Source organism: Stenotrophomonas sp. FBCC-B152 (genome assembly GCF_059134105.1).
Genome location: NZ_CP101442.1, coordinates 268117 through 293264, shown reverse-complemented (window position 1 = coordinate 293264; position 25148 = coordinate 268117). Strand labels below are relative to the sequence as shown.

Sequence of the window (25148 nt, the reverse complement as noted above, 5' to 3'; positions counted from 1 at the left end):
GATGCCTTGCAGGTAAGCGGCTATTCTCGGGCCAGCGCCGCCGTACCTCAACCAAGGAACTGCGGGGTATTGGGCAGGGCGTCATCCTTGGACCCGCTGCCGGGCGGATAGTGCCCCGCCAGTATGTGCGATACCTCGGCAATGGCCAGCAGCACCGCGTCCTGCAGGGCGCCCCCGCGCAGCTGCTGCTGCATGTGCGCGCACACCGCCTGCCACTGCGCCTCGCCCACCCTGCCGCGCAGGCCGCGGTCAGCGACCAGCTCGATGGCATGGTCGGCCAGCAGCAGGTAGACCAGCACGCCGTTGTTGTTCTCGGTATCCCAGGTGCGCAGCTGGGCAAAGGCATGCTCGGCCCGCTGCCGGGGCGTGATGCCCTGCCACAGCGCGGTCAGCGGCAGGTCCGCTTCCACCGCGAACATGACCTGGCCGCCGTGGCGTTGCTCGCCTTGCGCGATGGCATCGGTGATGGCCTGCAGCGCGTCCGGCGGAAAGGTCCGCTGCAGCGAGGGTGCGAACAGATGGCGCCAGATGCGCATCACCAGCCTCCCGAGGCGCCACCGCCTCCGGATCGCCCACCACCACCGCCCCAGCCGCCTCCGCCGCCGAAGCCACCGCCACCACCCCAGCCACCCCCGCCGCCGAAGCCACCGCCGCCCCAGCCGCTGTTGCGGGCGAAGCGGCCGACCCGGCCGGAGGAGAAGCCCACGAACAGGCCGATCAGCCCGGCCAGGCCACTGGCCAGCCACAGCGAAGTGAACAGGAACGCGGCCACCGCCGCGCCGCCACCGCCCAGCAGCGCGCGCACCGGGCGCGGCAGCCAGCCCAGCAGCGCACGGGCGAAGGTACCCACGAAGAAGCCGATCACCAGCGCCATCGTGAAGCCATCGCCGCCACTGCCACGGGGCTCGCGGTGGGCACTGACTGGCGCCGGCAGTTCCTCGCCGTCGATCAGCTTGACCAGGGCGGCGCTGCCGTCGACCAGCCCGCCGGCGTAGTCGCCACTGCGGAAGTGCGGGGCCAGGTATTCCTGGATCACCCGGTTGGCGATGGCATCGGGAATGGCGCCCTCCAGCCCGTAGCCGGGCTCGATCCGCACCCGGCGATCATCTTTGGCCACCACCAGCAGCACGCCATCATCCACGCCGGTGCGGCCGATCTTCCACTGCTCGAACACGCGCTGGGTGTACTGCTCGATGGTTTCCGGCTGGGTGCTGGGCACCATCAGGATCTGCAGCTGGCTGCCCTTGCGCTGCTGCAATGCCAGCGCCTGGGCTTCCAGCGCCTGCTTCTGCGCGGCATCCAGGGTGCCGGTGGTGTCCACCACCGGCGAGGTCATCGGCGGGATCGCCGCGTCGGCCTGCGCCCAGGCCGGCAGGGCCAGGCACAGGCACAGCAGCAACAGCGCGCGCAGCAGCAGGCGGGTGTTCACCGGCTTACTGGGCCGGGGCCGGGGCCTGCTGCGGCGGGGGCGCGGGCGCCGGGGCCGCTGGCTGCGCGCCGAACTTCACCGACGGCGGCTGCGAGATCTGCGCTTCGTTTTCCACCGTGAAGTTCGGCTTTTCCTTGTAGCCGAAGATCTTGGCGGTGATCAGCTGCGGGAACGAGCGGACGTAGGTGTTGTAGTCCTGCACCTGCTGGATGTAGCGGCCGCGCGCCACGGTGATGCGGTTCTCGGTGCCCTCCAGCTGCGCCTGCAGGTCGCGGAAGCCCTGGTCGGATTTCAGGTTCGGGTAGTTCTCGGTCACCACCAGCAGCCGCGACAGCGCACCGCTCAGCTCGCCCTGGGCCTGCTGGAACTGCTTGAGCGACTCGGCGTCGTCGGCATTCACGTTGACCTGGCCCACCCGCGCGCGCGCGTTGGTCACGTCGGTGAGCACCTGGCGCTCCTGGTTGGCATAGCCTTCCACGGTCTGCACCAGGTTGGGAATCAGGTCGGCGCGGCGCTTGTACTGGTTGAGCACCTCGGCCCAGCCGGCCTTGACCTGCTCATCCTTCTGCTGGATCGCGTTGTAGCCGCAACCGGACAACAGGCTGGCCAGCAGGGCCAGCAGGATCAATCGGGACATACGCATGGCCGGCTCCGGATCGGGGTGGTCGGGAGCCGGAGGATGCCATGAATAGGGGTTAATACCCCGTAACGGCGCAGGGCCGACCCAACGGCCGGCCCTGCGTCATTCCGGGGCGACCATCCGCCCGGTAGGTACCGACCGTTGGTCGGTACGGCGCTTACCAGTTGCCCGCCCCCGGCACGTGGTGCGCCAGCGCGCGGCGGCGCATCAGCAGGTTCAGCCACTCCACCAGCACCGAGAAGCCCATGGCGGCGTAGATGTAGGGCTTGGGCACGTGCACGTCCAGGCCGTCCAGGATCAGCACCGCACCGATCAGCAGGATGAAGGCCAGGGCCAGCATCTTCACGGTCGGGTTGGCGTCGATGAAGCGGCCCAGCGGGTTGGCGGCCAGCAGCATGACCGCCACCGACAGCAGGATCGCCGCGACCATCACCGGCACGTGGTCGGCGATGCCGACCGCGGTGATCACCGAGTCCAGCGAGAACACGATGTCGATGATGGCGATCTGCGCGATCACCATGCCGAACACGGCCGAGGCCTTGGTGGTGGTGGGATCTTCGTCTTCGCCGCCGGTGATCAGCTCGCGGATTTCCATGCCGCCCTTGATGATCAGGAACAGGCCGCCCAGGATCAGCACCAGGTCGCGGATGGAGATGCCCATGCCAGCAATGGTGAACAGGTTGGCCTGCATGTGCGCCAGGTAGGCCAGCGACACCAGCAGCAGGATCCGGGTGATGCACGCCACCGCGATGCCGAGCTTGCGCGCGAACGGACGGCGCGCTTCGGGCAGCTTGCTCACGGCGATGGAGATGAACACCAGGTTGTCGATGCCGAGCACGATTTCCAGTGCGCTCAGGGTCAACAGGGTCAACCAGACGTTCGGGTCGGACAGCAGTTCAAGAAACATGGACCTGGATCCTTACAAAGGGGGAAAGCGGACGTGGGGCGCGTCAGAACACGCGCGGCGCCAGGACCAGGCCCCAGCACAACAGAACATTCATCATCAGCACGAACACCGCCGCCGAGCCCATGTCCTTGGCGCGGCCGGCCAGCTCATGGAATTCAGCGCCGTAGCGCTCGATCACCGCTTCAATCGCCGAATTGGCCAGCTCCATCGCCAGCACCAGCAGCATCGAGCCGATCATCAGCGCGCGCTCGACCGGGGTCTGGCCCAGCCACAGCGCCAGCGGTGCCATCACCACCAGCAGGTAGACCTCCAGCCGGAACGAAGACTCGTGCAGCCAGGCGGCCCGCAGGCCCTGCCAGGACCACACCGCCGCCTTGAAGATGCGCTTGGGGCCGCGCGGCATGTGCCCGATTTCATCAGCCACGCAGGGACACCCCACGGCGGGAACGGAGGCAGGACAGCAGGTGCGGGGCACGACAAAGGGTCATGGGCAGCGCGGCAGGCATTGAAGAATCGGACATTTTGCCACAAGGGGCCCCCTGCCCGGCCAACCGCCGCCGCGCACCCGGCCTAGAATGAGCGGACGCACCAACGGAGTCGTTCATGTCCCAGCGTTTCGCCCGCCCCCTGCTGCTCGCCCTGGCCCTCACCGCCAGCCTGCCCGCCCTGGCCCTCAAGCCCGCCCCGGTGCCGGCCCCGCCGCAGGTCCCCGAACAGGTCTCCAACGTGGCCTGGGCCGGCGACATGGCCGCCTTCGCCAAGGCCGACGCCACCACCCCGCCCCCGCGCGGCGGCATCGAATTCATCGGCAGCTCCTCGATCCGGATGTGGGACACCCTGGCGGCCGACTTCCCGGGCCAGAAGGTCTTCAACCGCGGCTTCGGCGGCTCCGAAGTCCGCGACAGCACCTGGTATGCCGACCAGATCCTGATCCCGTACGCGCCGTGCAAAGTCTTCTTCTACGCCGGTGACAACGACCTCAACAGCGGCCGCACCCCCACCCAGGTGCGCGACGACGTGGTGGCGTTCGTGCAGCGCGTGCACCGCGACCTGCCCAACACCATCGTCGAGGTCATCTCGATCAAGCCCAGCCCGTCGCGCGCGCAGTTGCTGCCGGCGGTGCAGGAAGCCAATGGATTGATCCAGCAGGCGCTGGCGGAGCTGCCGAACACCGGCTACACCGACATCTACACCCCGATGCTGGGCGAGGATGGGCAGCCACGCGCGGCGTTGTTCCGCGAGGACATGCTGCATATGAAGCCGGAAGGGTATGCGATCTGGCGCGATGCATTGGCACCCAAGGTGCAGTGCGCCCCTATCGGTAACTGATCGTGGCCTGCGTGCCGATGCCGGGTTCGCTGGTGAGGGCGATCTTCCAGCCGAAGCGGTCGCACAGGCGGCGCACGATCGACAGGCCCAGGCCGGTGCCCTGCGGGCGGCTGGGTTCGGCGCGGTAGAACGGCTCGAACGCGCGCGACAGCGCTTCGGCCGACATGCCGATGCCGGTGTCGCGCACCACCACCCGGTCGTCCAGCACGTCCACGTCGATGCGGCCTTCGTCGGTGTAGCTGCACGCATTGCGCAGCAGGTTGCTGACCACCACCTGCAGCACCCGCGGCGGCGCGTGCAGCTGCACCGGCCCCTCGCTGTGCAGGTGGATCTCCACCGGCCGGCCCGCGATCAGCTCGCGCGCGTTGTCCACTTCGTAGCGCACGATCTCGTTGACGTCGAACAGCTCGATCTGCGGCTCCACGTCCGCCTCGCGCGCCAGGATCAGGAACGCATCGATCACCGCCTCCATGTCGCGCCCGGCGCGCTGGATGCGGTGCAGGCCGCGACGCAGCCGCGGCGTCATGTCCTGGTCGCCCAGCGCCATGTCGCTGGCCACCCGGATCACGGTCAGCGGCGTGCGCAGCTCATGGCTCGCATCGCGGGTGAAGTTGCGTTCGCGCGCCACGTGCGCGGTGACCCGCGTGGCCAGCGAATGCAGGGCCGCCGCCAGCTGCCGCGTTTCGCCCTGCATGTCCGCCGGCAGCTTGTCGGGCGCCAGGTCAGACGCCTCCGGATGGCCCGGGTTCCAGCGCGATACCCGCCGCGCCAGCCAGTTCACCGGCGAGACCAATCGCTTTGATGCCCGGTAGGTGATCCACGACGCCCCATACACCGCCAGCAGCGTCAGCAACACCGGCACGATGCCGAACCAGAACGCCAGCATCTCCGCGCGCGAACGCAGGAACACCAGGTACAGCTGCCCTTCCGGGCGTGCATCAACCAGCACCAGCTGGTCGTCGGCCTTCAACTCGTGGAAGCCCGGCGCCAGCGTGCGCAGGTTCGGCGGCAGGCTCAACGCCGACTGCCCGGCCTCCAGCAGGTAGCCGCGGATGTTGCGCGTGTTCGGCGGCGGCTGCGCAGGCGAAGCCGCGTGCAGGTCCCAGAAATAGGTCGCCTCTTCCTGCAGCGCGCTGCTGACCAGGCTGTGCTTGATCACCAGCGAGACCAGCCACGCGCCCAGCAGGATGCCCAGGCTCGCCAGTACGGCCTGCAGGATGAAGACAATGCGGATCTTGCGCGGCAGACCGTGCGGCATTACGAAGTCCAGGTCGGGTCGCCGCGATTATAGGAAAGCGCGCCGTTATTCCATCGTGCAAGCAACGACGATGCCCCGGCAAGTGCCGGGGCATCGTGTACATCGGGGCCACAGGCCCCTGCCATCGTGCGCCCTGCGGTGCGGCGCATCAGCTCATCGGCTGGGCGATATCGGCAATACGGTAGCCGGCGCTCTGCACGGTGTGCAGCAGCGGACGGTCGAACGGCTTGTCGATGATCTTGCGCAGGTTGTACAGGTGGCTGCGCAGCGTGTCCGAATCCGGCAGCCCGTTGCCCCAGATCTCGCGCTCGATTTCCTGGCGGGTCACCACGCGCGGCGATTCGCGCATCAGGATGGTGAGCAGGCGCAGGCCGATGGGCGACAGCTGCAGCTCGGTGCCCGCACGCGTGGCGCGCATGCTGACCGGGTCCAGCACCAGGTCGGCGACCTTGAGCACTTCCGAGCCCACCTGGCGACGTTCGCGCCGGATCAGCGCGCGCAGGCGGGCTTCCAGCTCCTGGATCGCGAACGGCTTGGTCAGGTAATCGTCGGCGCCGAAGCCCAGGCCCGTGAGCTTGTCATCGAGCGTGTCGCGCGCGGTCAGCATCAGCACCGGCGTCGATTTGCGCGCGTCGTTGCGCAACCGGCGGCAGACTTCGATGCCGTCCAGGCGCGGCAGCATCAGGTCCAGCACCACCACGTCGTAACTGTTCTCGGCCGCCAGACGATAGCCGTCCAGCCCGTCCTGGGCGTAGTCCACTTCGAACCCGCGGCCTTCCAGGTATTCCCCGATCATCTCGGAGATATTGCGGTTGTCTTCGACCACCAGCACCAGGCCGGAGGTTTCCTTTGTCTGACGCATGGGAGTCCCTCTTTCTTCAGCTTTGTGAAACATGCCGGATCGTCGGTGGAGGCGGTGTGAAGCCGCTCACGGATCAGTTCGGCGGGGCGTTCAACAGGGGTTTGAGCAGCGGCCAGACGTTGTCCAGCACCTTCGGCTGGGCCTTGGCGGTGGGGTGCAGGCCGTCGCCCTGCATCAGCCCGGGCTGCAGGGCCACCCCCTCCAGCAGGAACGGCAGCAGCGCCACCTTGTACTGGCTGGCCAGCCCCGCATAGACCTGGCGCAGGCGGTCACGGTAGGCCGGCCCGTAGTTGGGCGGCACGTCGATGCCCAGCAGCAGCACCTTGGCGCCGGCCTTCTGGCTGGCCACGATCATCTTTTCCAGGTTGCCGCGCAGCTGCGCCGGGCTCAGCCCGCGCAGGGCGTCGTTGCCGCCCAGTTCGATGACCACCACCGACGGCCGGTGCTTGTCCAGCAGCGCCGGCAGCCGGGTCAGCGCGCCGGAGCTGGTTTCGCCGCTGATGCTGGCGTTGATGATCGCCGGCGGTGGCGTGATCTGCTGGCTAACCCGCTGCTGAAGCAGGTTTACCCAGCCCGATGCGGCCGGGATATTGTGGGCGGCACTGAGGCTGTCGCCGACCACCAGCACCGCGTGCCGGGTGTCCGCACCTTTGGCACATGCCAGCGCAGGCAGCAGCAGCAACCCTGCCAGAAGCAAGAACACCTGGGCCGCGTGGCCCGCCCATTTTGCTCGGTACATTGGAGAATCCTCATCGACAGCCTGTCCCCCCGCAGCGCGCCCGTCGCCATCGCCGCCCACAACGTGGGCAAGTCCGCACGTGGCCCGGAGGGTGAAGTCCACATACTGGACAACATTGACATGACCGTCCATGAAGGCGAGAGCGTGGCCATCGTCGGCGCGTCCGGGTCGGGCAAGACCACCCTGCTCGGCCTGCTGGCCGGCCTGGACCTGCCCAGCCGCGGCGACATCGCCCTGGCCGGGGCCACGCTGGGCACGCTGGACGAGGAAGCCCGCGCGCAGCTGCGCGCACGCGAGGTCGGCTTCGTGTTCCAGAGCTTCCACCTGCTGCCGGCGCTGACCGCTGAGGAAAACATCGCGCTGCCGCTGGAACTGGCCGGGCGCGAGGATGCGGCGCGGGTGCGCGAGGTGTTGGCGCAGGTCGGGCTGACCCACCGTGCCCGCCACTACCCGCGCCAGCTGTCCGGCGGCGAACAGCAGCGCGTGGCGCTGGCGCGTGCGTTCGTGGCGCGGCCGCGCATCCTGTTTGCCGATGAGCCCACCGGCAGCCTGGACCAGGCCACCGGGCAGCAGATCAGCGACCTGCTGTTCGCGCTCAACGCCACCAGTGATACCACCCTGGTGCTGGTGACCCATGACCTGCGCCTGGCCCAGCGCTGCGAGCGCATCTACCGGCTCGATGGCGGCCGCCTGGTCGATGCCGCCGGAATCACCGCATGAACGTGCTGCGCCATGCCGGGCGCGCGCTGCGCCGGGAGTTCCTCGCCGGTGACCTGCTGACCGTGTTCGCCGCATTGGTGCTGGGCGTGGCGGTGATGACGGCGGTGGGCACGCTGGTCAACCGGGTCACCCTGGCGCTGACCAGCAGCGCGGCGGAAATGCTCGGGGGCGATCTCGGCCTGGGCGGCCGCGAAGACGTGCCGCAGGCCTTCGCCGACGAGGCGCGCACGCGCGGCCTGGCCAGCACCCGCATGGTCAGCTTCCCCAGCGTGCTGTTCCATGGCGATGAGAGCCAGATGGCCAACATCAAGGCGGTCAGCGACGGCTATCCGCTGCGTGGCGAACTGCGGGTCAGCCGCGCCCCGGGCGGCGCCGGCGAAGTGGCTGGCACCCCGGCCGCCGGCGAAGCCTATGCCGACCCGCGCCTGATGCAGGCGCTTGGGCTGAAGGTGGGCGACGCCCTTGAGTTCGGCGCCGGCACGCTCACCGTGACCCGCGTGCTGCAGGCCGAGCCGGATACCTCCGGCGAGCTGATGCAGCTGTCGCCGCCGCTGCTGGTCAACCGCATCGACGTGGACCGCGCCGGCCTGCTCGGCCCGGGCAGCCGCGCCTCGTACCGGATGATGTTTGCCGGCAGCACCGACGCCATTGCCGATTTCCGCAGCTGGCTGCAGCCGCGCGCCAAGGGCCTGCGCATCGTCGGCATTGCCGATGCGCAGCGCGGCGTGCGTGGAGCGTTCGACCTGGCCGGCCGCTTCCTGTCGCTGGCCGCGCTGCTGGCGGTGCTGCTGGCGGGCGTGGCCACCGCCCTGGCCGCCAACCGCTTCGCCCTGCGCCGGATCGACCAGGTGGCGGTGCTGCGTTGCCTGGGCGCGCGCAATCGCGACATCCTCACCGCGATGGCGCTGCAGCTGGTGCTGCTGGCCATCCCGGCCTGCCTGGTCGGGATCGGGCTGGGCATGGCCGCGCAGGCCGGGCTGGTGCAGGCGCTGGGCGGGTTGATTCCAGGCCGGCTGCCGCTGCCTCAGGCGACCCCGGCACTGAGCGGGGCCGGGATCGGCCTCGTGCTGCTGCTCGGCTTCGGCCTGCCGCCGCTGCTGCGGCTGCGCAAGGTGCCGCCAATGCGCGTGCTCAACCGCAGCTTCGCCACCCTGCCACCCAGTTCCCTGCTGGTGTATGCCGCCGCGCTGGCGGCCACGGTGGCGCTGACCGTGCAGGCCACCGGCGATGTCCGGCTGGCGGCCTGGGTGCTGGGCGGGCTGGCCGCGCTGGCGCTGCTGGCGGGTGCGGCCGGGGCCACCCTGCTGTGGCTGCTGCGCGGCCTGCAGCCGCGCCTGCGGGGCCGCTGGAAGCTGGGCCTGGCCGCGTTGACCCGGCGCCGTGGGCTGGCGGTGATGCAGCTGGTGGGGCTGTCGTTGTCGCTGTGCGCGCTGTTGCTGCTGTCGGTGATCGGCCCGGGGCTGCTGGCGCAGTGGCGCGACCGCCTGCCCAGCGATACCCCGAATTATTTCCTGATGAACATCCAGCCCGAACAGCGCCAGGCGGTGCTGGCCGCGCTGGACGGGCTGGGCGTGGAGTCGCCGGGAATCGAGCCGTTCAGCACCGGGCGGCTGCTGGCCGTCAACGACAGGCCCCCGCAGCGGCAGGAACGCGAAGACAACAGCAACGACGATGACGACGCCAACCGCCCGGTCAACTTCTCCTGGCGGCACGATTTCCCGGCGGCCAACACGCTGTTGAGCGGCAGGTACTGGGCCGCGGGCAGCACCGCTGCCGAAGCCTCGATCGAACAGGGCTGGGCCGAACGCTACGGGATGAAGCTGGGCGACACGGTCACCCTGCAGATGGGCGAACAGGAACGGCGCTTCACCGTGACCAGCATCCGCAAGGCCGACTGGGACTCGTTCCGGGTCAACTTCTTCCTGCTGCTCAACGAAGGGGCGGTGGGCGATGCGCCATACAACCTGATCACCGCCTTCCACCTGCCCCGCGCGCAGGCCCCGGCACTGGCCGGGCTGACCCGCCAGTACCCGAACATTTCGCTGCTGGATATCGACAGCATCCTGCAGCGGGTGCGCGAGGTGGTGGACCGGGTGACCCAGGCAGTGCAGCTGGTGATGGGCTTCAGCCTGCTGGCCGGGGTGCTGGTCCTGCTGGCCGCCCTGCAGGCCACGGCCGGTGAACGTCGCTACGACAGTGCGGTGCTGCGCACGCTGGGCGCCACCCGCACCCAGCTGCGCGGCGCGGTGCTGGTCGAGTTCGGCGCATTGGGGCTGCTGTCCTCACTGCTGGCGGTGGGCACGGCGGCGCTGCTGGGCAGCGTGGTGGCCCGGCAGGTGTTCGAACTGCAGCTCAGCCCGCCGTGGGGCCCGCTGCTGGTCGGCGGCGCGCTGGGCGTGGCGCTGAGCATGCTGGCCGGCTGGTGGGGCACGCGGCGGATCCTGCACACCCCACCGGCGCTGGCCCTTCGCGAGGCATGAACGCGATTGATGACACCGGCAGGGGTCGGCCCTAGGTATGCTGCCCGCCCCTGCCCCCTGAGAATGCCCGCGATGCCCGGCACGTCGTTCACCGCCTACCTGTACCCCGTGTTGCTGCTGCTGGGCAGCAACATCTTCATGACCTTCGCCTGGTACGGCCACCTCAAGTACAAGAGCGCGCCGCTGATGATGGTGATCCTGGTCAGCTGGGGCATCGCCTTCTTCGAGTACTGCCTGCAGGTGCCGGGCAACCGGCTGGGCAGCGCGGTGTACTCGGCCCCGCAGCTGAAGGGCATGCAGGAAGTGATCACGCTGGTGGTGTTCGCGGTGTTCTCCGCGTTTTACCTGGACCAGCCGCTGAAGTGGAACCATTACGCCGCGTTCGGCCTGATCGTGATCGCTGCGTTCCTGATGTTCAAAGAATGACGGCGCAGCCGTCATTCGGTAGCAACCGACCGTTGGTCGGTTGACGTCCCAATGGTCATTCAGGCGCCTTTTCCACCCACTGCTTGAACACCGCGTCGATCTGCGTGTCCTTGACCTTCCTGCCGTCCTGCAGGTCCTGCGCCTGGGTGAACAGCGGAATGATCATTGCCATGCCATCCAGCTTGGTCTTCAGGTGCACGCCTGGCGCCTGGCCGAGGAAGCCGTCCCAGCGCGTGCGTACCTTGGCCCAGTAATCGGCCGTTGCGGTCCAGTAGTCGTAGGCCGGCTTGAAGTCGACCTCGGTGGTGCGGTTGTAGTCGTTGAAGCCGAACTCACGCGCGATCTCCTGCTGGCTGCCGTCGGCGTTGCGCAGGATCTTGGTGTTGAACTGCTCGTGGGTCCAGCCGTTGGGCGTGAGCGTGTGCCGGTTGACCACGGCCAGCGCGTTGTAATCGCTGCGGCGGGTGTATTCGCGGCGCGGCAGCGGCCGCCAGCTGAGGTCACTGGTCCAGGTGGCCACGCCGTTGCGGTAGTCCCACCGGCCGGTACCGCAGTAGCGCGGGGCGTCGCTGACTTCATACACGCACTGGGTCCACGCACCGGCGTTCACCGCCGGATCGATCGCACGCACCTGCCAGGTCTGGTCGGCGCTGAACTCGAAGCGGCTCGGCGCCTCGTATACCCAGTCCTGCCGCCAGTGCTTGGTCACGTGGCCGCTCTTGCCGTCCACCAGCAGGTGCTGCAGCACGATGCGCTTCGGGCTGTCCTCGACCACGATCACCACTTCGTTGCCGCCGCTGCGCACGGCCGGCGCGCGCTCATAGCCGGGCTTGAGCAGCACGGTTTCATCGAAGGCGAAATCGACGATGTATTCGCCCTTCATGGCCAGGATGCTGGCGTGGTCGCGCTGCAGGTCGGAGGGCTGGGCGTGGGCGATGCCGCTGGCGGCAAGCAGCAGCCACGCACAGCCGGCGCGCAATGACACGCCATGCGTGTCTTTCGGGGTGACGGGAGATTGCGTGGGACACGCATGGCGTGTCGCTACGGTCGTCGACTGCATCTACGAAGGTCCCTTCAGGAAGGTCGGGTGGAAGAAAGGTGGGCAAGCGGTACTACGTTGGACTCATCGACCCACAGCTCGCCATCGGCGCCCTCGACCCGCGCGATGCGCCGCGCGGCGGTGGCGCCCAGCACCGACAGCGAGGCCACGCTGGCGGCCAGCGCCTGGCCGTTGCGGGCGTGCAGGCGCAGTGCGCACATGCGCCAGGGCTCGCCGCCCAGGCGCGTGGCCAGCCGGCGCCACAGGCGCTCGGCCACGCCGCCATCGTTGGCCGGCTCCGGCCGTGCCGGGAACGCCGATACCAGGCGGTCCCAGGCCAGGAAATCGCTGTCGGGCAGCAGGTACAGCCGCCAGCAGCAGCGCCCGCGCGCGTCGGAGAAACACAGGCTTTCGCGGATGCCTTCGCTGTCCATGCCCTGGCAGGCATGGGCGGAGACGGCGTGTTTCCAGCCGCCCAGCTCGCTGCTTTCGGGGCGGTACAGGCACAGCACCGTGCCCAGTGCCGCCAGCTGTTCCGGGGAAGGCAGCTGGCCAGGGCGCAGGTACCGGTCGGGGGTTCGCAGTGCGGAAAGGGCTCGGCTCATGATGGCTACCAGCTCACGGCAAGGCTGGCCGAGACGTTCCGGCCAGGGTTGGTGTAACGGTCGATCACCGTGCTGCTGGAGGCCAGCGCGGAGGTGATCGCGGAGTAATCGATGTAGGTGCGGTCGCCGAGGTTGAACACGCCGACGTTGATCTTGGCGCCGGGCGCGAAATCCCAGTGCGCCACCAGGTCCAGCACGCCATAACCGGCCGGGCGGAATGCGGTGGCGCTGGCCATGCGGTCCTTGCGCTTGGCGAAGGTGCCCAGCAGTTCCACGCCCCACGCATCGCGGTCGAAGGCCACGCCCAGCGTGCCGCGCAGCGGGTCGATCGATTCCAGCGGCACGTCTTCGGTCTTGTCCTGCCCGCGCGACCACGCCACCGCGCCGTTCAACGACCAGCCGGCCAGTGCCGCACTGAGTTCGCCGAAGTCGACGCCGGCCTTCAGCTCGGCACCGTAGATCTCCGCGTCGGCGATGTTCTGCGACTGGAACACGATCAGCCCCTGCGGGTTGATGCCGACCTGGCGCTGGGACTCGATGAAATCCTTGTAGTCGTTGTAGTAGCCGCTCAGGCTCACGTACGCGGCCGGGGTCAGGAAGCGCACGCCCAGTTCCAGGCCGTCGCTGGTTTCCGGCTTGAGGTCCGGGTTGGGAATGGCGGTGTAACCGAACATCACGTTGGTGAAGCCCAGGTTGACGTCGTTGTACGGCGGCGAGCGGAAGCCGTGCGAGTACCCGGCGAACAGCGACCAGTCATCGGCGAAGCGCCACACCATGCCCAGCTTCGGCGACACGCTGGTCTTGGTCAGGTCCGATACCGGCATGCCCGGGTTGTCGGCGGCGAAGATCGGGTCCACGTCCGGGCGCAGTTCGTAGTGGTCCACGCGCACGCCCGGCACCAGCGAGAAGCGGCCATCGGCGAAGCGCATTTTATCCTGCACGTACAGGCCCAGCTCGGTGGTCTTGCTGATCGGGAAATCGCGCACCGGGAACGCATCGGGCAGGATCGTGGTGCTGGTCTGGCCGTTGGCCAGCACCTGGTAGCCGTCGCGCTTCTGCCGCGTTTCGGTCCAGGTGCCATCGAAACCATAGGTCAGCGCGTGCTCGACCGCGCCGGTCTGCAGGGCCTTGTGGAACGCGGCCTGCAGGCCGTACACGCGCTGGTCGAAGTTGAACTCACGGTGGCGCGTGGTGCGGTTGGCGCGCTGTTCGTCGGTGCGCTGGGTGGTTTCGCTGTCCTGGCGGTACAGCTGCCAGGACAGGCTGTCGGCGAAGCCCGCAGCGAGGTTGTCCATTTCGTGCGCGAACGACACCCGCGCGCGGGTCTGGTGGTCGCGCGCCTGCATGCCGGTGGTGGTGGTGTGGTCGATGGCCGACAGCACGTCGGTGTCCACGCTGTCTTCGTTGCCTTCCACCGTCAGCCGGAAGCGCTGGTCCTCGCTGGGCGCGTAGACCAGCTTGCTGAGCACGCTGCGGCCATCGCGGTCCTGCGGGTTGGCGGCGGTGCGGGTGCGGTCGCTGCTGCGCACATCGCCCTTGCTCTCGGTTTCCTGGCCCTGGCGATGGTTGACATTCACCATGCCGCTCCAGTGGTCGCCGCCGAAGGCGGTGGTGGCACTGCCCAGCAGGCCGTTCCATTCGCCGTCATAGCCGAACTTCAGGCCGACGTAACTGTTTTTGCCGTCCTTGAGGTAATCGGCCGGGTCCTTGGTGACGAAGGCCACCACGCCGCCCAGTGCATCGGAGCCATACAGAGCGCTGGCCGGGCCACGCACGATTTCGACCCGCTTGAGCGTTTCCAGGTCGGTGAAGTTGCGGTTGGCGTCGGAGAAGCTGCCGATGCTGAAGGCCTTCGGCATGGCGATGCCGTCGGTCTGGATCAGCACGCGGTTGCCATCGAGCCCGCGGATGCGGAACCCGCCCAGCCCGAACCGGGCAGGGCTGCTGGTTACCGAGATACCCGGCTCGTAGCGGACCAGGTCCTTGATGTTGCGCACCAGGTGGTCGTCCAGCTGCTCGCGGTCGATCACATCGACGGTGGCGGCCACATCGCTGAGCGCACGTTCGGTGCGGGTGGCGGTGACCTGCACGCGGTCGAAGTCGCGCGCGTCGGCAGAACCGGCGGCGGGGGCAGCGGCGTGGGCGGCGGCCATTGGCAGCGCCAGCCACAAGGCAAGGCTCAGGGCGGTAGGACGGATCATGTGGGTGGGCAGGGTCGGCTGGACGCGGAAGGAGACCCCCGACAGACGCCAGGGACCAAGCGGTCGCAGGCGACGTGCCGAGGGGGAGAGAGCGATGCAGGCGGCGGGCCGTGGGGATGCATCGCGCGGCCGCGCGGATGCACCCCGTGGGGGGGGCCGTTATTTGGTGAGGATCAGCTTGTCGTTGCTGGTGTGGCGCAGGCGATAGAAGCGGTCGCCATGCTGGATCAGGATTTCGCGGCGACCCTTCAGCAGGGCCTCGCTGTCGATCACTTCTTCGGCCGGAACGGCGCGGACCGGGCGGTCGCGGAGGGTCAGCGTTTCGGGGCGCAGCAGTACAGCGGCTTGAGTGTTCATTGTCTGGACTCGTGCGAGGGACGAGTTAAATGATAATGATTCTCAGTTGACAATCAACAACCATTCTCATGTTCATTGATTGAATTTATGATCGATTTTCGGAAATCGATTGATGGAGCCTATCGATAGAGCCGCGCCCTGCGTGGCTGTCCGCAGGGCGCCGGCACCGCGAAGCCACGCAGGGCGTGGCGCTACGCGAAAATTGCCTCAACGCGGTTCCAGTCGGCGTCGGCGACCTGCTCCAGCACGTCGAGGGCGCCCAGGTTCTGCTCCAGCTGGCTGACCCGGCTGGCGCCGAGGATCACGCTGGAGACATTCGGGTTGCGCAGGCACCAGGCAATGGCCAGCTGCGCCGGCGACTGGCCCAGTTCGGCGGCCAGCGCGCTGTAGGCGCGCACCTTGTCCAGCCGGGCCTCGGCCGAATCGCCCAGCACCAGCTCGCGGAGCCAGCCCATCTGGGCCTGGCCCAGCCGCGAGTCCGGATCGAACCCGGCGTTGTACTTGCCGCTCAGCAGGCCCGAGGCCAGTGGCGAGAAGATCGTGGTGCCCAGCCCCGGGTCGGCGTACAGCGGCGCGTATTCGCGCTCGACCCGCTCGCGGTGCAGCAGGTTGTACTGCGGCTGCTCCATCGTCGGCAGGTGCAGGTGGTGGCGGCGGGCCACGTCCACCGCTTCCTGGATCTGCGCGGCCGACCACTCCGAGGTCCCCCAGTACAGCACCTTGCCCTGCCGGATCAGCGTGTCCATGGCCAGCACGGTCTCGGCGATCGGGGTGTCCGGGTCCGGCCGGTGGCAGTAATACAGGTCCAGGTAGTCCAGCCGCAGCCGCTTGAGCGCGGCGTGGCAGGCATCGGTCACGTGCTTGCGGGACAGCCCATGCTGGGTCGGCCGCGGCTCGTCCACCGCGCCGAAGAACACCTTGCTGGACACGCACACCCCATCGCGGGGCAGGCGCAGGTCGGCGATCACATCGCCCATCACCTGCTCGGCGCGGCCGCGCGCATAGCCCTCGGCGTTGTCGAAGAAGTTGATCCCGTGGTCCCAGGCACAGGCAACCAGGTTGCGGGCCTCGTCACGGCTGATCTGGTCGCCGAAGGTCACCCAGGCCCCGAAGGACAAGGCCGACAGCTTCAGCCCGGACGAGCCCAGGCGGCGGTAGTGCATGCGTTTTCTCCTGCTGGATGGCTGCGCCAGGACACCGGGGCGCGGCCGGAATGAGTCGCATCAGTGTATCGCCCGGCGGGCCCGAACCCCTTTGGATACTTGCCCGATCGCGGCCGATCGGGCCCCGGACGCTGCTTTTCCTTGCCCCGCCCCTGCCGCTGCTCTAGGCTTCCCGTTTTTCGCGGCGCCCTAGGGGAAGTCTGATGGTCGAAGGTTTGGGCAGGATTGGCTTCGGCCTGTTCGGGTTGGCAGTGCTGATCGGCATCGCCTGGCTGTTCTCGAACAACAAGCGTTCCGTCGACTGGCGGCTGGTGATCACCGGTATCACCCTGCAGATTGCCTTCGCCGCGGTGGTGCTGCTGATGCCCGGTGGGCGCGAAGCGTTCTCGCTGCTCGGCGACGGCTTCGTCAAGGTGCTCAGCTTCGTCAACGAAGGCTCGCGCTTCATCTTCGGCAGCCTGATGGACACCAACCAGTTCGGCTTCATCTTCGCCTTCCAGGTGCTGCCGACGATCATCTTCTTCTCGGCGCTGATGGGGGTCATGTACCACCTCAACGTGATGCAGTGGATCGTGCGCGGCATGGCCTGGGCGATCACCAAGGTGATGCGCGTGTCCGGCGCCGAAACCACCAGCGTCTGCGCCAGCGTGTTCATCGGCCAGACCGAAGCGCCGCTGACCGTGCGCCCCTACATCGCCAAGATGACCCAGTCCGAGCTGATCACCATGATGATCGGCGGCATGGCCCACATCGCCGGCGGCGTGCTGGCCGCCTACGTGGGCATGCTGGGCGGCAACGACCCGGTGCAGCAGGCCTTCTACGCCAAGCACCTGCTGGCCGCCAGCATCATGGCGGCCCCCGCCACCCTGGTGGTGGCCAAGCTGCTGGTGCCCGAAACCGGCACCCCGCTGACCCGTGGCACCGTGAAGATGGAAGTGGAGAAGACCTCCAGCAACATCATCGACGCCGCCGCCGCCGGTGCCGGCGACGGCCTCAAGCTGGCCCTGAACATCGGCGCCATGCTGCTGGCCTTCATCGCCCTGATCGCCCTGCTCAACGCCCCGCTGACCTGGTTCGGCGAGATCACCGGCCTGCAGGCCATGATCGGCCGCCCGACCGACCTGTCGACCATCTTCGGCTACCTGCTGGCCCCGATCGCCTGGGTCATCGGCACCCCGTGGGCCGATGCCACCACCGTCGGCTCGCTGATCGGCCAGAAAGTGGTCATCAACGAATTCGTCGCCTATTCCAAGCTCTCCGAAATCGTGAACGGCCAGGTTCCCGGCGTGTCGTTGTCGGCTGAAGGCCGCCTGATTGCGACCTACGCCCTGTGCGGTTTCGCCAATTTCAGCTCGATCGCCATCCAGATCGGTGGTATTGGTGGGCTGGCGCCGGAGCGCCGCCACGACCTGGCCAAGTTCGGCCTGCGTGCCGTGCTGGGCGGTACCATTGCCACCTTCATGACGGCGACCATCGCCGGCGTGCTGACGCATTTCAGCTGATATCCGTTCCCGAGAAACAGTCTTTATGAGTAGCAGTGTCGTCGTAGTCGGTTCCTTCAACGTGGATCATGTGTGGCGTTGCGAATCGCTCCCGGCCCCGGGTGCGACCATCGCCGGCCGCTACAGCACCGGCCCCGGCGGCAAGGGTTTCAACCAGGCCGTGGCCGCCCGCCGTGCCGGCGCCCCGACCACCTTCCTGTGCGCCCTTGGCGATGACGCCGGCGGCGCCATGGCCCGTGGCCTGGCCGAACAGGACGGCTTCGCCCTGAGCGCCGAAGCCAGCACCGAGCCCACCGGCACCGGCGGCATCTACGTCGACAGCCGCGGCCGCAACACCATCGTGATCGGCCCTGGCGCCAACGCCGCGCTCAGCACTGCCTACATCGACCAGCAGCGCGCGCTGCTGGCCGGTGCCAAGGTCGTGCTGGCCCAGCTCGAATCCCCGGTCGAAACCATCGAAGCGGCCCTGGCCATCGCCCGCGAAGCCGGTGCCACCACCGTCCTCAACGCCGCCCCGGCCGACGCCCCCTCCAGCATCGGCCTGCTCAAGCTCGCCGACGTCCTGACCCCCAACGAAACCGAATTCGCCGCCCTGCTCGGCCGCCATGTCGGCGAGCGAGTCGACGCCGACGACGTTGCCGCCCTCGACGGCGCCAGCCTGCACGCCCTGTGCCGCAAGCTGGTAGGCAACGGCACCGTGGTGGTCACCCTCGGCGCCGTCGGCGTGTTCGTCTCGCACGCCGAAGAGAACCTGCGCGGCGACACCCAGCCCTACTACCGCGTGGGCGCCGAACAGGTCCAGGTGCTCGACACCACCGGCGCCGGCGACGCCTTCAACGGCGCCCTGGTCGCCTCCCTGGCCCAGGACCCGGACGCCGCCTTCGCCCGCCACGTCCGCTTCGCCAACCAGTTCGCCGGCCGCTCCACCGAAAAGGAAGGCGCCGCCGTAGCGATGCCGCATTACACGCCCGCGGACGTGTAAGACAGCACGACCAACGGTCGTGCCCTACCAGAACCGGCGCCAAGGCGCCGGTTTTTTTTGCCTCTGCATTTGACGTTCGTACCGTCACCGACAATGTCTCAAAGGCAGGTCGGGATGGGTTAACCCTCAACAATCCCGCAGCCATTGGGGCGCGGGAAGCAACCGTCAAGCATCTGCTCATGCCCTTACGGCATCAGGGCCTTCCGGATCGGCCTGAATGTGGGGCCGGATCGCAGGGGTCTGCTCGGTTGCCGGCCACGGCCCGGCACTACAATGCCGGCATGCAGATTGGTCCCTACAACATCCAGCCCAACGTGGTGCTCGCCCCCATGGCCGGCGTCACCGACAAACCGTTCCGGCTGCTGTGCAAGCGCCTGGGCGCCGGCCTGGCCGCGTCTGAAATGACCATCTCCGACCCCCGCTTCTGGACCACCCGCAAATCCATCCACCGCATGGACCATGCCGGCGAACCCGACCCCATCAGCGTCCAGATCGCCGGCACCGAACCCCAGCAGCTCGCCGACGCCGCCCGCTACAACGTCGACCACGGCGCCCAGATCATCGACATCAACATGGGCTGCCCCGCCAAGAAAGTCTGCAACGCCTGGGCCGGGTCCGCCCTGATGCGCGACGAAGACCTCGTCGCCCGCATCCTCAGCGCCGTCGTCGGCGCCGTCGATGTTCCCGTCACCCTCAAGATCCGCACCGGCTGGGACTGCGACCACCGCAACGGCCCCCGCATCGCCCACATCGCCGAAGACAGCGGCATCGCCGCCCTTGCCGTGCATGGCCGCACCCGCGACCAGCATTACACCGGCAGCGCCGAATACGAGACCATCGCCGCCATCAAGTCCGCCCTGCGCATCCCCGTGATCGCCAACGGCGACATCGACAGCCCGCAGAAGGCCGCCCACGTGCTCGCCCAGACCGGCGTCGACGCCGTCATGATCGGCCGCGCCGCACAGGGCCGCCCCTGGATTTTCCGCGAAGTCGCCCACCACCTTGCCACCGGCACCCTGCTGCCGCCGCCCAGCCTGCACGAAGTGCGCGACATCCTGCTCGGCCACCTGCATGCCCTGCACGATTTCTACGGCGAACCCCAGGGCGTGCGCATCGCCCGCAAGCATCTGGGCTGGTACGCCAAGGACCGCCCCGAGAATGCCGCCTTCCGCGCCGTCGTCAACCGCGCCGAAGACGCCGCAGGCCAGATCGCCCTGACCACCGAATACTTCACCGCACTGGCCGCCGGCGAACCGCTGTCCTCCGCCGCCTGATCCCCCCATCGCCGGGCCTGCCCCGCGCCACGTGACCGCCATGACCCCGATTGCCGCCCCCACTTACCTGCACGGCTTCTCCAGCACCGAACAGCACCGTCTGGTCACCCAGGCCCGCCTGCTGGAATCGTCCATCTTCAACAACATCGACTACAGCGGCGCCCAGCGCCTGCTCGAAGTCGGCAGCGGCGTTGGTGCCCAGACCGAGATCCTGCTGCGCCGCTTCCCCGAACTGCACGTCACCGGCGTGGACCTCAGCGAAACGCAGCTGGCCACCGCCCGCCAGAACCTCGAGAAAACCCCTTGGTGCAGCGAGCGCTACACCCTGCTGCAGGCCGACGCCGGCAACCTGCCGTTCGGCGCACGCGAGTTCGATTCCGCGTTCCTGTGCTGGGTGCTCGAACACGTGCCCTCGCCCGCCCGCGTGCTCAACGAAGTGCGCCGCGTGCTGGTGCCCGGCTCGCCCGTCTACGTCACCGAAGTGATGAACGCCTCGTTCCTGCTCGACCCGTACTCGCCGCACATCTGGCGCTACTGGATGGCCTTCAACGACTTCCAGTACGACCACGGCGGCGACCCGTTCGTCGGCGCCAAGCTCGGCAACCTGCTGCTGGCCGGCGGCTTCCGCGACGTGCACACCGAGATCAAGACCATCCACCTGGACAACCGCGAACCGGCCCGGCGCAAGACCATGATTGCCTTCTGGGAACAGCTGCTGCTGTCGGCCGCGGACCCGCTGCTGGAAGCCGGCCTGGTCGACCAGGAAACCGTGGACGGCATGCGCCGCGAGTTCAGCCTGGTGCAGAACGACCCCAACGCCGTGTTCTTCTTCTCGTTCGTGCAGGCCCGCGCAACCGTTTACTAGAAGAGCATCAGCCACGCCAGCAGGGCTGCTGCCACCGCTCCGGCCAACGCGAGCCACAGACCCACGCCGGGACGGTCACCCCGGGCAACCGTCGTGCCGCCCGTCGCCGGTTGCTGATTGCGCGCATCGATCCTGCCCTGCATGCGCTGCGCACGCTCCGGATCGACCTTGCGCAGTTCCTCCAGCAGCACCTGCTGCTGGCGTGCGCGGTCGGGCTGCGCCCTGGCCTTCTGCAGGATCTCGCGCAGCGGCACCGCCGGCTGCTCGGCCGACGGACCCGGACCGCGCGCCGTCATGGTGCTCCCTCCGGCATCGTCGGCGCGTTCCAGATCCGCTCCCACATCACCGCGAAGCGGCGCTTGACCCGCGCCCTGCCCTGCTCGCCTTCGTAGGCCGGGCGCAGCTGCTCCGGCGGGATCGCCACCCAGCGGTCCCCCTCCGCACGCGCCACCGCGAAGGTGAAGGTGTAATCCGGTTCCAGCCCCATGCGCAGGTCACTCAGCTGCAGCTGGCCATCGACCACCTGCGCGCGCATGAAGCCCCGGTTGAACCAGTTCAATCGGGCAACGGCGGGAATGTGCGCGGCCTGGCGCAGCGCCTGCACGTTCGAGGGATAGCCACGGAACGTCATCGGCCCACGGTCGGCCACCAACGAGCGCTCGCCGACCACATAGCCGCTGGGCGTCATCGCCACCACCTGCCACAGCAGCGTGTTGAACGGCGTGGCGACCGAGAACCGCGGCGCATCGCCCAGCCCCATCGCCGCCAGCGCACGGTCGGCTTCGCGGTCGACCTGGTGCTTGGCCAGCAGCGACCAGCCCAGGTACCCGGTGCTCAGCACCAGCCCCACCAGCAGCGCCTTCTGCGCCAGCGGGCGGCTGCGCGCGAACCATGCCACCGCGCAGCCCAGCAGCAGCCACACCGTGTACAGCGGGTCGATGATGAAGACGCTGGACCACATCGTCGGCGGCGGAGTGAACGGCCACCACAGCTGGGTGCCGTACACCGTGAACGCATCGAGCAATGGATGGGTGATCAGCGCCAGCAGGATCGCCCAGAACCAGCGCGCCGGCGCCTGCGCCACGCGGCCGTGGCCGAAGCGTTTGAAACCCCACCAGATCAACAGCGCCACCCAGGGCAGCACCAGCAGCGAGTGGCTGTAGCTGCGGTGCTCGGTCATCAGCGCCACCGGGTCGGTGGCGGTGAAGGCCAGCAGCAGGGCATCCAGGTCCGGCAGGGTGCCCAGCGCGGCGCCGGCAAGCAGCGCGGCGCGGCGGTGGCCGGCGGGGGCGATGGCGGCGGCTACGGCGCCGCCCAGAACGATCTGGCTTAGGGAATCCATCCGGCGATGGTACGGGACGTCCGCGCGAGCGTGTGGCCGTGATGGTCCAACAGGCGCAGGCTGCCGTCGGGGTCTTCGGCCAGCGCAGTGAGGCTTTCGACCCAGTCGCCGTCGTTGGCGTAGACCAGGCCGTCGCGTTCGACCAGCGCGGCGCGGTGGATGTGCCCGCACACGATGCCGTCCAGGCCGCGTTGGCGCACGTCGGCCAGGCCGGCCTGCACGAACCGTTCGATGTAGCGCTCGGCGGCAACGCTGCGCTTCTTCAGGAACGCCGACAGCGACCAGTAGCGCAGCCCCAGCCGACGCCGTGCCGCGTTGAGCAGCCGGTTGCCGGTGAGGATGCGGTAGTACAGCCAGTCGCCGAAGCGTTCCTGCAGCCCACCGAAATGGGTGGCACCGTCGTAATCATCGCCATGCACCACCAGCAGCCGGCGGCCGTCGGCGGTGGTGTGGATGGCGCGGCGGCGCACCCGCATCGCCGGCAGCATCAACCCGCACAGCTGGCGCAGCGACGCATCGTGGTTGCCGGGGATGTAGACGATCTCGGTGCCAGCCCGGCGCAGCGCATGCAGCGCCTGGATCACCTCGCTGTGTGCCGCCTGCCAGCTGGCGCGGCGGTGGGCCAGCCACCACAGGTCGATGATGTCGCCCACCAGGTACAGCCGCTGGCAGCGCAGCCGGCCCAGGAACGCCGCCAGCTCGGCGGCGTGGCAATGTTGCGAGCCCAGATGGACGTCGGACAGGAACACGGTCCGCCGCCAGGGGGCCGGACCGCCGCCCGGGGTTGGCCGGCCGGGCGCGTCCCGTTCACTGTCCGGCAGGGCATCCGGCCCGCCCGGTGGGCCGACAGCGACCCGATCCACCCCGTGATACCGCAGACGCTGCTCGATGGCGTGCATGGCGCGTGCTCCTTCCCGGCGGCTGAATGGCCGGGAGCCTGCGCCCGTCACGCGGCAGCACGGTGACCGTTTGACGGCAGGTTGATGACGCCGCCCCCAAGGCACCGCCCGTTCGGCTGGTTGTCACGCTGGTGGAACACTGGGCCACGACGCTGGGACCCAATCACGCTCTGGCGGCCCCTGCCGATGGGCACGCCGGCTTAACCATGGGCAACCCCCGCTGGGCCACAATGCAATGGCGCGACTTGCCGTGTATCATTCGCGCCCATCTTTCCATCCGAATCAAAGGATATTACGCCTGATGTCCAGCTACCTGTTCACCTCCGAATCGGTCTCCGAAGGCCATCCGGACAAGATTGCCGACCAGATCTCCGATGCGGTGCTGGACGCGATCCTTGCCCAGGACCAGCGCGCCCGCGTGGCCTGCGAAACCATGGTCAAGACCGGTGTTGCGATCGTGGCCGGTGAAATCACCACCTCCGCCTGGATCGACCTGGAAGCGGTGACCCGCAAGGTGATCCTGGATATCGGCTATGACAGCTCCGACGTCGGCTTCGACGGCGCCACCTGTGGCGTGCTGAACCTGATCGGCAAGCAGTCGCCGCACATCGCCCAGGGCGTGGACCGCAAGAAGCCCGAAGAAATGGGCGCTGGCGACCAGGGCCTGATGTTCGGCTATGCCACCAACGAGACCGACAGCTACATGCCGGCCGCGATCCACCTGTCGCACCGCCTGGTCGAGCAGCAGGCCAAGATCCGCAAGAAGAAGAACTCGCCGCTGTCGTGGCTGCGCCCGGACGCCAAGAGCCAGGTCACCCTGCGCTATGAAAACGGCGCCGTGGCTGCCATCGACGCGGTGGTGCTGTCGACCCAGCATGCCCCGGGCATCAAGCAGAAGGACCTGATCGAGGCCGTCCGCGAAGAGATCATCAAGCCGGTGCTGCCGGCCAAGTGGCTGCACAAGGGCACCAAGTTCCACATCAACCCGACCGGCAAGTTCGAGATCGGCGGCCCGGTGGGCGACTGCGGCCTGACCGGCCGCAAGATCATCGTCGACACCTACGGCGGCTGGGCCCGTCACGGTGGTGGCGCGTTCTCGGGCAAGGATCCGTCCAAGGTCGACCGTTCGGCGGCTTACGCGGCCCGTTACGTGGCCAAGAACGTCGTCGCGGCCGGCCTGGCCGACCGTTGCGAAGTGCAGGTCTCCTACGCCATCGGCGTGGCCGAGCCGACCTCGATTTCGGTCACCACCTTCGGCACCGGCAAGATCAGCGATGACAAGATCGAAAAGCTGATCCGCAAGCACTTCGACCTGCGCCCGTACGGCATCATCAAGATGCTGGACCTGATCCACCCGATGTACCAGCAGACCGCAGCCTACGGTCACTTCGGCCGCAAGCCGAAGGACTTCAGCTACCTCAACGCTGCCGGTGAAACGGTCAACGCCACGGCCTTCTCCTGGGAGAAGACCGACCGCGCCGCCGCCCTGCGTGCGGATGCGAAACTGAAGTAAGACGAAGGGCCGCGAAAGCGGCCCTTCTCTTTAGCGTAGTGACACGCCATGCGTGTCAAAGCAGACCCAACCGAGCCCCGGACACGCATGAAGTGTCCCAAAGCCCCGCATGCCTACCGATATCAAATCCCACCAGCTGACCATGACCGTGCTGATGTCGCCGGAGATGGCCAATTTTTCCGGCAAGGTCCATGGCGGGGCGATCCTGCGGCTGCTCGACCAGGTCGCCTACGCCTGCGCCAGCCGCTATGCCGGCCGTTACGTGGTGACCCTGTCGGTGGACCAGGTGACCTTCCGCGAACCGATCGCGGTCGGTGAGCTGGTTACCTTCCTGGCCTCGGTGAACTACACCGGCACCTCGTCGATGGAAGTCGGGGTGAAAGTGGTGGCCGAGGACATCCTCAAGCGCAGCGTGCGCCACGCCAACAGCTGCTTCTTCACCATGGTGGCCGTCGATGACGACGGCAAGCCGACCCCGGTACCACCGTTGCAGCTGGAATCCAGCGACCAACGCCGCCGCCAGGCCGCCGCGCTGCTGCGCCGGCAGCTGCGGGCGGAGATGGAGCAGCGCCAGCGCGAGCTGCTGGCGTCGAATCCGCCGTCGCCGGAATAAGCG

At 68.3% G+C, this 25148-nt stretch carries 26 protein-coding genes; 10 read left to right on the top strand and 16 right to left on the bottom strand.

Annotated features, from left to right (window positions below; all coding sequences use genetic code 11):
• Window positions 1-47: 47 nt before the first annotated feature.
• The 5 genes from NMB40_RS01300 to NMB40_RS01280 all read right to left on the bottom strand — a co-directional run bounded on the left by NMB40_RS01300 (window position 48) and on the right by NMB40_RS01280 (window position 3400).
• Window positions 48-536, bottom strand: a complete 489-nt coding sequence (locus tag NMB40_RS01300) for a TPM domain-containing protein (RefSeq protein WP_494359911.1) — start codon at window positions 534-536, stop codon at window positions 48-50.
• Window positions 536-1429: a TPM domain-containing protein gene (locus NMB40_RS01295; protein ID WP_494359910.1), complete on the bottom strand. Its 894-nt coding sequence runs from the start codon at window positions 1427-1429 to the stop codon at window positions 536-538. Before NMB40_RS01295 ends, NMB40_RS01300 begins: the two co-directional genes overlap by 1 nt.
• A gap of 4 nt (window positions 1430-1433) precedes the next feature.
• Window positions 1434-2072, bottom strand: coding sequence for a LemA family protein (locus NMB40_RS01290; RefSeq protein ID WP_494359909.1), 639 nt, complete (start codon window positions 2070-2072; stop codon window positions 1434-1436).
• 154 nt (window positions 2073-2226) lie between these two features.
• A complete protein-coding gene (locus tag NMB40_RS01285) occupies window positions 2227-2976 on the bottom strand; it encodes a TerC family protein (protein WP_494359908.1) in 750 nt (249 codons plus the stop codon).
• Window positions 2977-3019: 43 nt separating this feature from the next.
• Entirely contained in the window at window positions 3020-3400 is a 381-nt protein-coding gene (locus NMB40_RS01280) for a diacylglycerol kinase (RefSeq protein WP_282248128.1), read from the bottom strand.
• Window positions 3401-3579: 179 nt separating this feature from the next.
• On the opposite strand from NMB40_RS01280, the gene NMB40_RS01275 reads away from it, so the two are divergent.
• On the top strand, window positions 3580-4305 hold the full coding sequence (locus NMB40_RS01275) for an SGNH/GDSL hydrolase family protein (RefSeq protein ID WP_494359907.1): 726 nt from the start codon (window positions 3580-3582) through the stop codon (window positions 4303-4305).
• Here NMB40_RS01275 and NMB40_RS01270 read toward each other — a convergent pair.
• From NMB40_RS01270 to NMB40_RS01260, 3 genes are all read right to left on the bottom strand, one after another.
• Window positions 4292-5563 (bottom strand): sensor histidine kinase, encoded by a 1272-nt coding sequence (locus NMB40_RS01270; RefSeq protein ID WP_282247633.1) that lies wholly within the window; start codon window positions 5561-5563, stop codon window positions 4292-4294. The two genes, NMB40_RS01275 and NMB40_RS01270, sit on opposite strands and share 14 nt — an antisense overlap.
• Before the next feature lie 148 nt (window positions 5564-5711).
• Window positions 5712-6425, bottom strand: a complete 714-nt coding sequence (locus tag NMB40_RS01265; RefSeq protein WP_019182442.1) for a response regulator transcription factor — start codon at window positions 6423-6425, stop codon at window positions 5712-5714.
• A gap of 73 nt (window positions 6426-6498) precedes the next feature.
• Complete coding sequence (locus tag NMB40_RS01260) at window positions 6499-7164, bottom strand: arylesterase (RefSeq protein ID WP_448142026.1); 666 nt, start codon at window positions 7162-7164, stop codon at window positions 6499-6501.
• 120 nt (window positions 7165-7284) lie between these two features.
• Between NMB40_RS01260 and NMB40_RS01255 the strand changes: the two genes are divergently transcribed.
• The 3 genes from NMB40_RS01255 (at window position 7285) to NMB40_RS01245 (ending at window position 10790) form a co-directional block, all read left to right on the top strand.
• On the top strand, window positions 7285-7884 hold the full coding sequence (locus NMB40_RS01255; protein ID WP_282247631.1) for an ABC transporter ATP-binding protein: 600 nt from the start codon (window positions 7285-7287) through the stop codon (window positions 7882-7884).
• On the top strand, window positions 7881-10364 hold the full coding sequence (locus tag NMB40_RS01250) for an ABC transporter permease (protein WP_494359906.1): 2484 nt from the start codon (window positions 7881-7883) through the stop codon (window positions 10362-10364). Before NMB40_RS01255 ends, NMB40_RS01250 begins: the two co-directional genes overlap by 4 nt.
• Window positions 10365-10436: 72 nt before the next feature.
• Window positions 10437-10790, top strand: coding sequence for a DMT family protein (locus NMB40_RS01245; protein WP_392919089.1), 354 nt, complete (start codon window positions 10437-10439; stop codon window positions 10788-10790).
• A 55-nt stretch (window positions 10791-10845) separates the two neighbouring features.
• On the opposite strand, the gene NMB40_RS01240 is transcribed toward NMB40_RS01245, so the two are convergent.
• The 5 genes from NMB40_RS01240 to NMB40_RS01220 all read right to left on the bottom strand — a co-directional run bounded on the left by NMB40_RS01240 (window position 10846) and on the right by NMB40_RS01220 (window position 16155).
• Window positions 10846-11769, bottom strand: a complete 924-nt coding sequence (locus tag NMB40_RS01240) for a DUF6607 family protein (RefSeq protein ID WP_494361021.1) — start codon at window positions 11767-11769, stop codon at window positions 10846-10848.
• A gap of 95 nt (window positions 11770-11864) precedes the next feature.
• On the bottom strand, window positions 11865-12434 hold the full coding sequence (locus NMB40_RS01235; protein WP_494359905.1) for a Hemin transport protein: 570 nt from the start codon (window positions 12432-12434) through the stop codon (window positions 11865-11867).
• Between the two features lie 5 nt (window positions 12435-12439).
• Window positions 12440-14635, bottom strand: coding sequence for a TonB-dependent hemoglobin/transferrin/lactoferrin family receptor (locus tag NMB40_RS01230; RefSeq protein ID WP_494359904.1), 2196 nt, complete (start codon window positions 14633-14635; stop codon window positions 12440-12442).
• A 159-nt stretch (window positions 14636-14794) separates the two neighbouring features.
• Window positions 14795-14992: a hemin uptake protein HemP gene (gene hemP / locus NMB40_RS01225; RefSeq protein WP_068849295.1), complete on the bottom strand. Its 198-nt coding sequence runs from the start codon at window positions 14990-14992 to the stop codon at window positions 14795-14797.
• A 191-nt stretch (window positions 14993-15183) separates the two neighbouring features.
• Window positions 15184-16155, bottom strand: a complete 972-nt coding sequence (locus NMB40_RS01220) for a potassium channel beta subunit family protein (protein ID WP_494359903.1) — start codon at window positions 16153-16155, stop codon at window positions 15184-15186.
• Window positions 16156-16358: 203 nt separating this feature from the next.
• On the opposite strand from NMB40_RS01220, the gene NMB40_RS01215 reads away from it, so the two are divergent.
• The 4 genes from NMB40_RS01215 to NMB40_RS01200 all read left to right on the top strand — a co-directional run bounded on the left by NMB40_RS01215 (window position 16359) and on the right by NMB40_RS01200 (window position 20778).
• A complete protein-coding gene (locus tag NMB40_RS01215; RefSeq protein WP_282247625.1) occupies window positions 16359-17657 on the top strand; it encodes a NupC/NupG family nucleoside CNT transporter in 1299 nt (432 codons plus the stop codon).
• A 25-nt stretch (window positions 17658-17682) separates the two neighbouring features.
• Window positions 17683-18639 (top strand): ribokinase, encoded by a 957-nt coding sequence (locus NMB40_RS01210; protein WP_068849289.1) that lies wholly within the window; start codon window positions 17683-17685, stop codon window positions 18637-18639.
• Between the two features lie 281 nt (window positions 18640-18920).
• Window positions 18921-19913, top strand: coding sequence for a tRNA dihydrouridine synthase DusB (dusB, locus tag NMB40_RS01205; RefSeq protein ID WP_494359902.1), 993 nt, complete (start codon window positions 18921-18923; stop codon window positions 19911-19913).
• 40 nt (window positions 19914-19953) lie between these two features.
• Window positions 19954-20778 carry a methyltransferase domain-containing protein gene (locus NMB40_RS01200; RefSeq protein ID WP_068849287.1) on the top strand — a complete coding sequence of 275 codons (825 nt, stop codon included), beginning with the start codon at window positions 19954-19956 and terminating at the stop codon, window positions 20776-20778.
• Here NMB40_RS01200 and NMB40_RS01195 read toward each other — a convergent pair.
• Genes NMB40_RS01195 through NMB40_RS01185 form a run of 3 tightly spaced genes read right to left on the bottom strand, consistent with a single transcriptional unit; the run spans window position 20775 to window position 23019 of the window.
• Window positions 20775-21074 carry a hypothetical protein gene (locus NMB40_RS01195; protein WP_494359901.1) on the bottom strand — a complete coding sequence of 100 codons (300 nt, stop codon included), beginning with the start codon at window positions 21072-21074 and terminating at the stop codon, window positions 20775-20777. The genes NMB40_RS01200 and NMB40_RS01195 overlap by 4 nt on opposite strands.
• Window positions 21071-22120: a metal-dependent hydrolase gene (locus NMB40_RS01190; RefSeq protein ID WP_494359900.1), complete on the bottom strand. Its 1050-nt coding sequence runs from the start codon at window positions 22118-22120 to the stop codon at window positions 21071-21073. Before NMB40_RS01190 ends, NMB40_RS01195 begins: the two co-directional genes overlap by 4 nt.
• Window positions 22108-23019 carry a UDP-2,3-diacylglucosamine diphosphatase gene (locus NMB40_RS01185; protein WP_494359899.1) on the bottom strand — a complete coding sequence of 304 codons (912 nt, stop codon included), beginning with the start codon at window positions 23017-23019 and terminating at the stop codon, window positions 22108-22110. The genes NMB40_RS01190 and NMB40_RS01185 overlap by 13 nt, the downstream gene beginning before the upstream one ends.
• Before the next feature lie 301 nt (window positions 23020-23320).
• Here NMB40_RS01185 and metK point away from each other — a divergent pair, with 301 nt between their 5' ends.
• Entirely contained in the window at window positions 23321-24532 is a 1212-nt protein-coding gene (gene metK, locus NMB40_RS01180) for a methionine adenosyltransferase (RefSeq protein ID WP_448142015.1), read from the top strand.
• A gap of 109 nt (window positions 24533-24641) precedes the next feature.
• Window positions 24642-25145 (top strand): acyl-CoA thioesterase, encoded by a 504-nt coding sequence (locus tag NMB40_RS01175; protein WP_282247617.1) that lies wholly within the window; start codon window positions 24642-24644, stop codon window positions 25143-25145.
• Window positions 25146-25148: the final 3 nt, after the last annotated feature.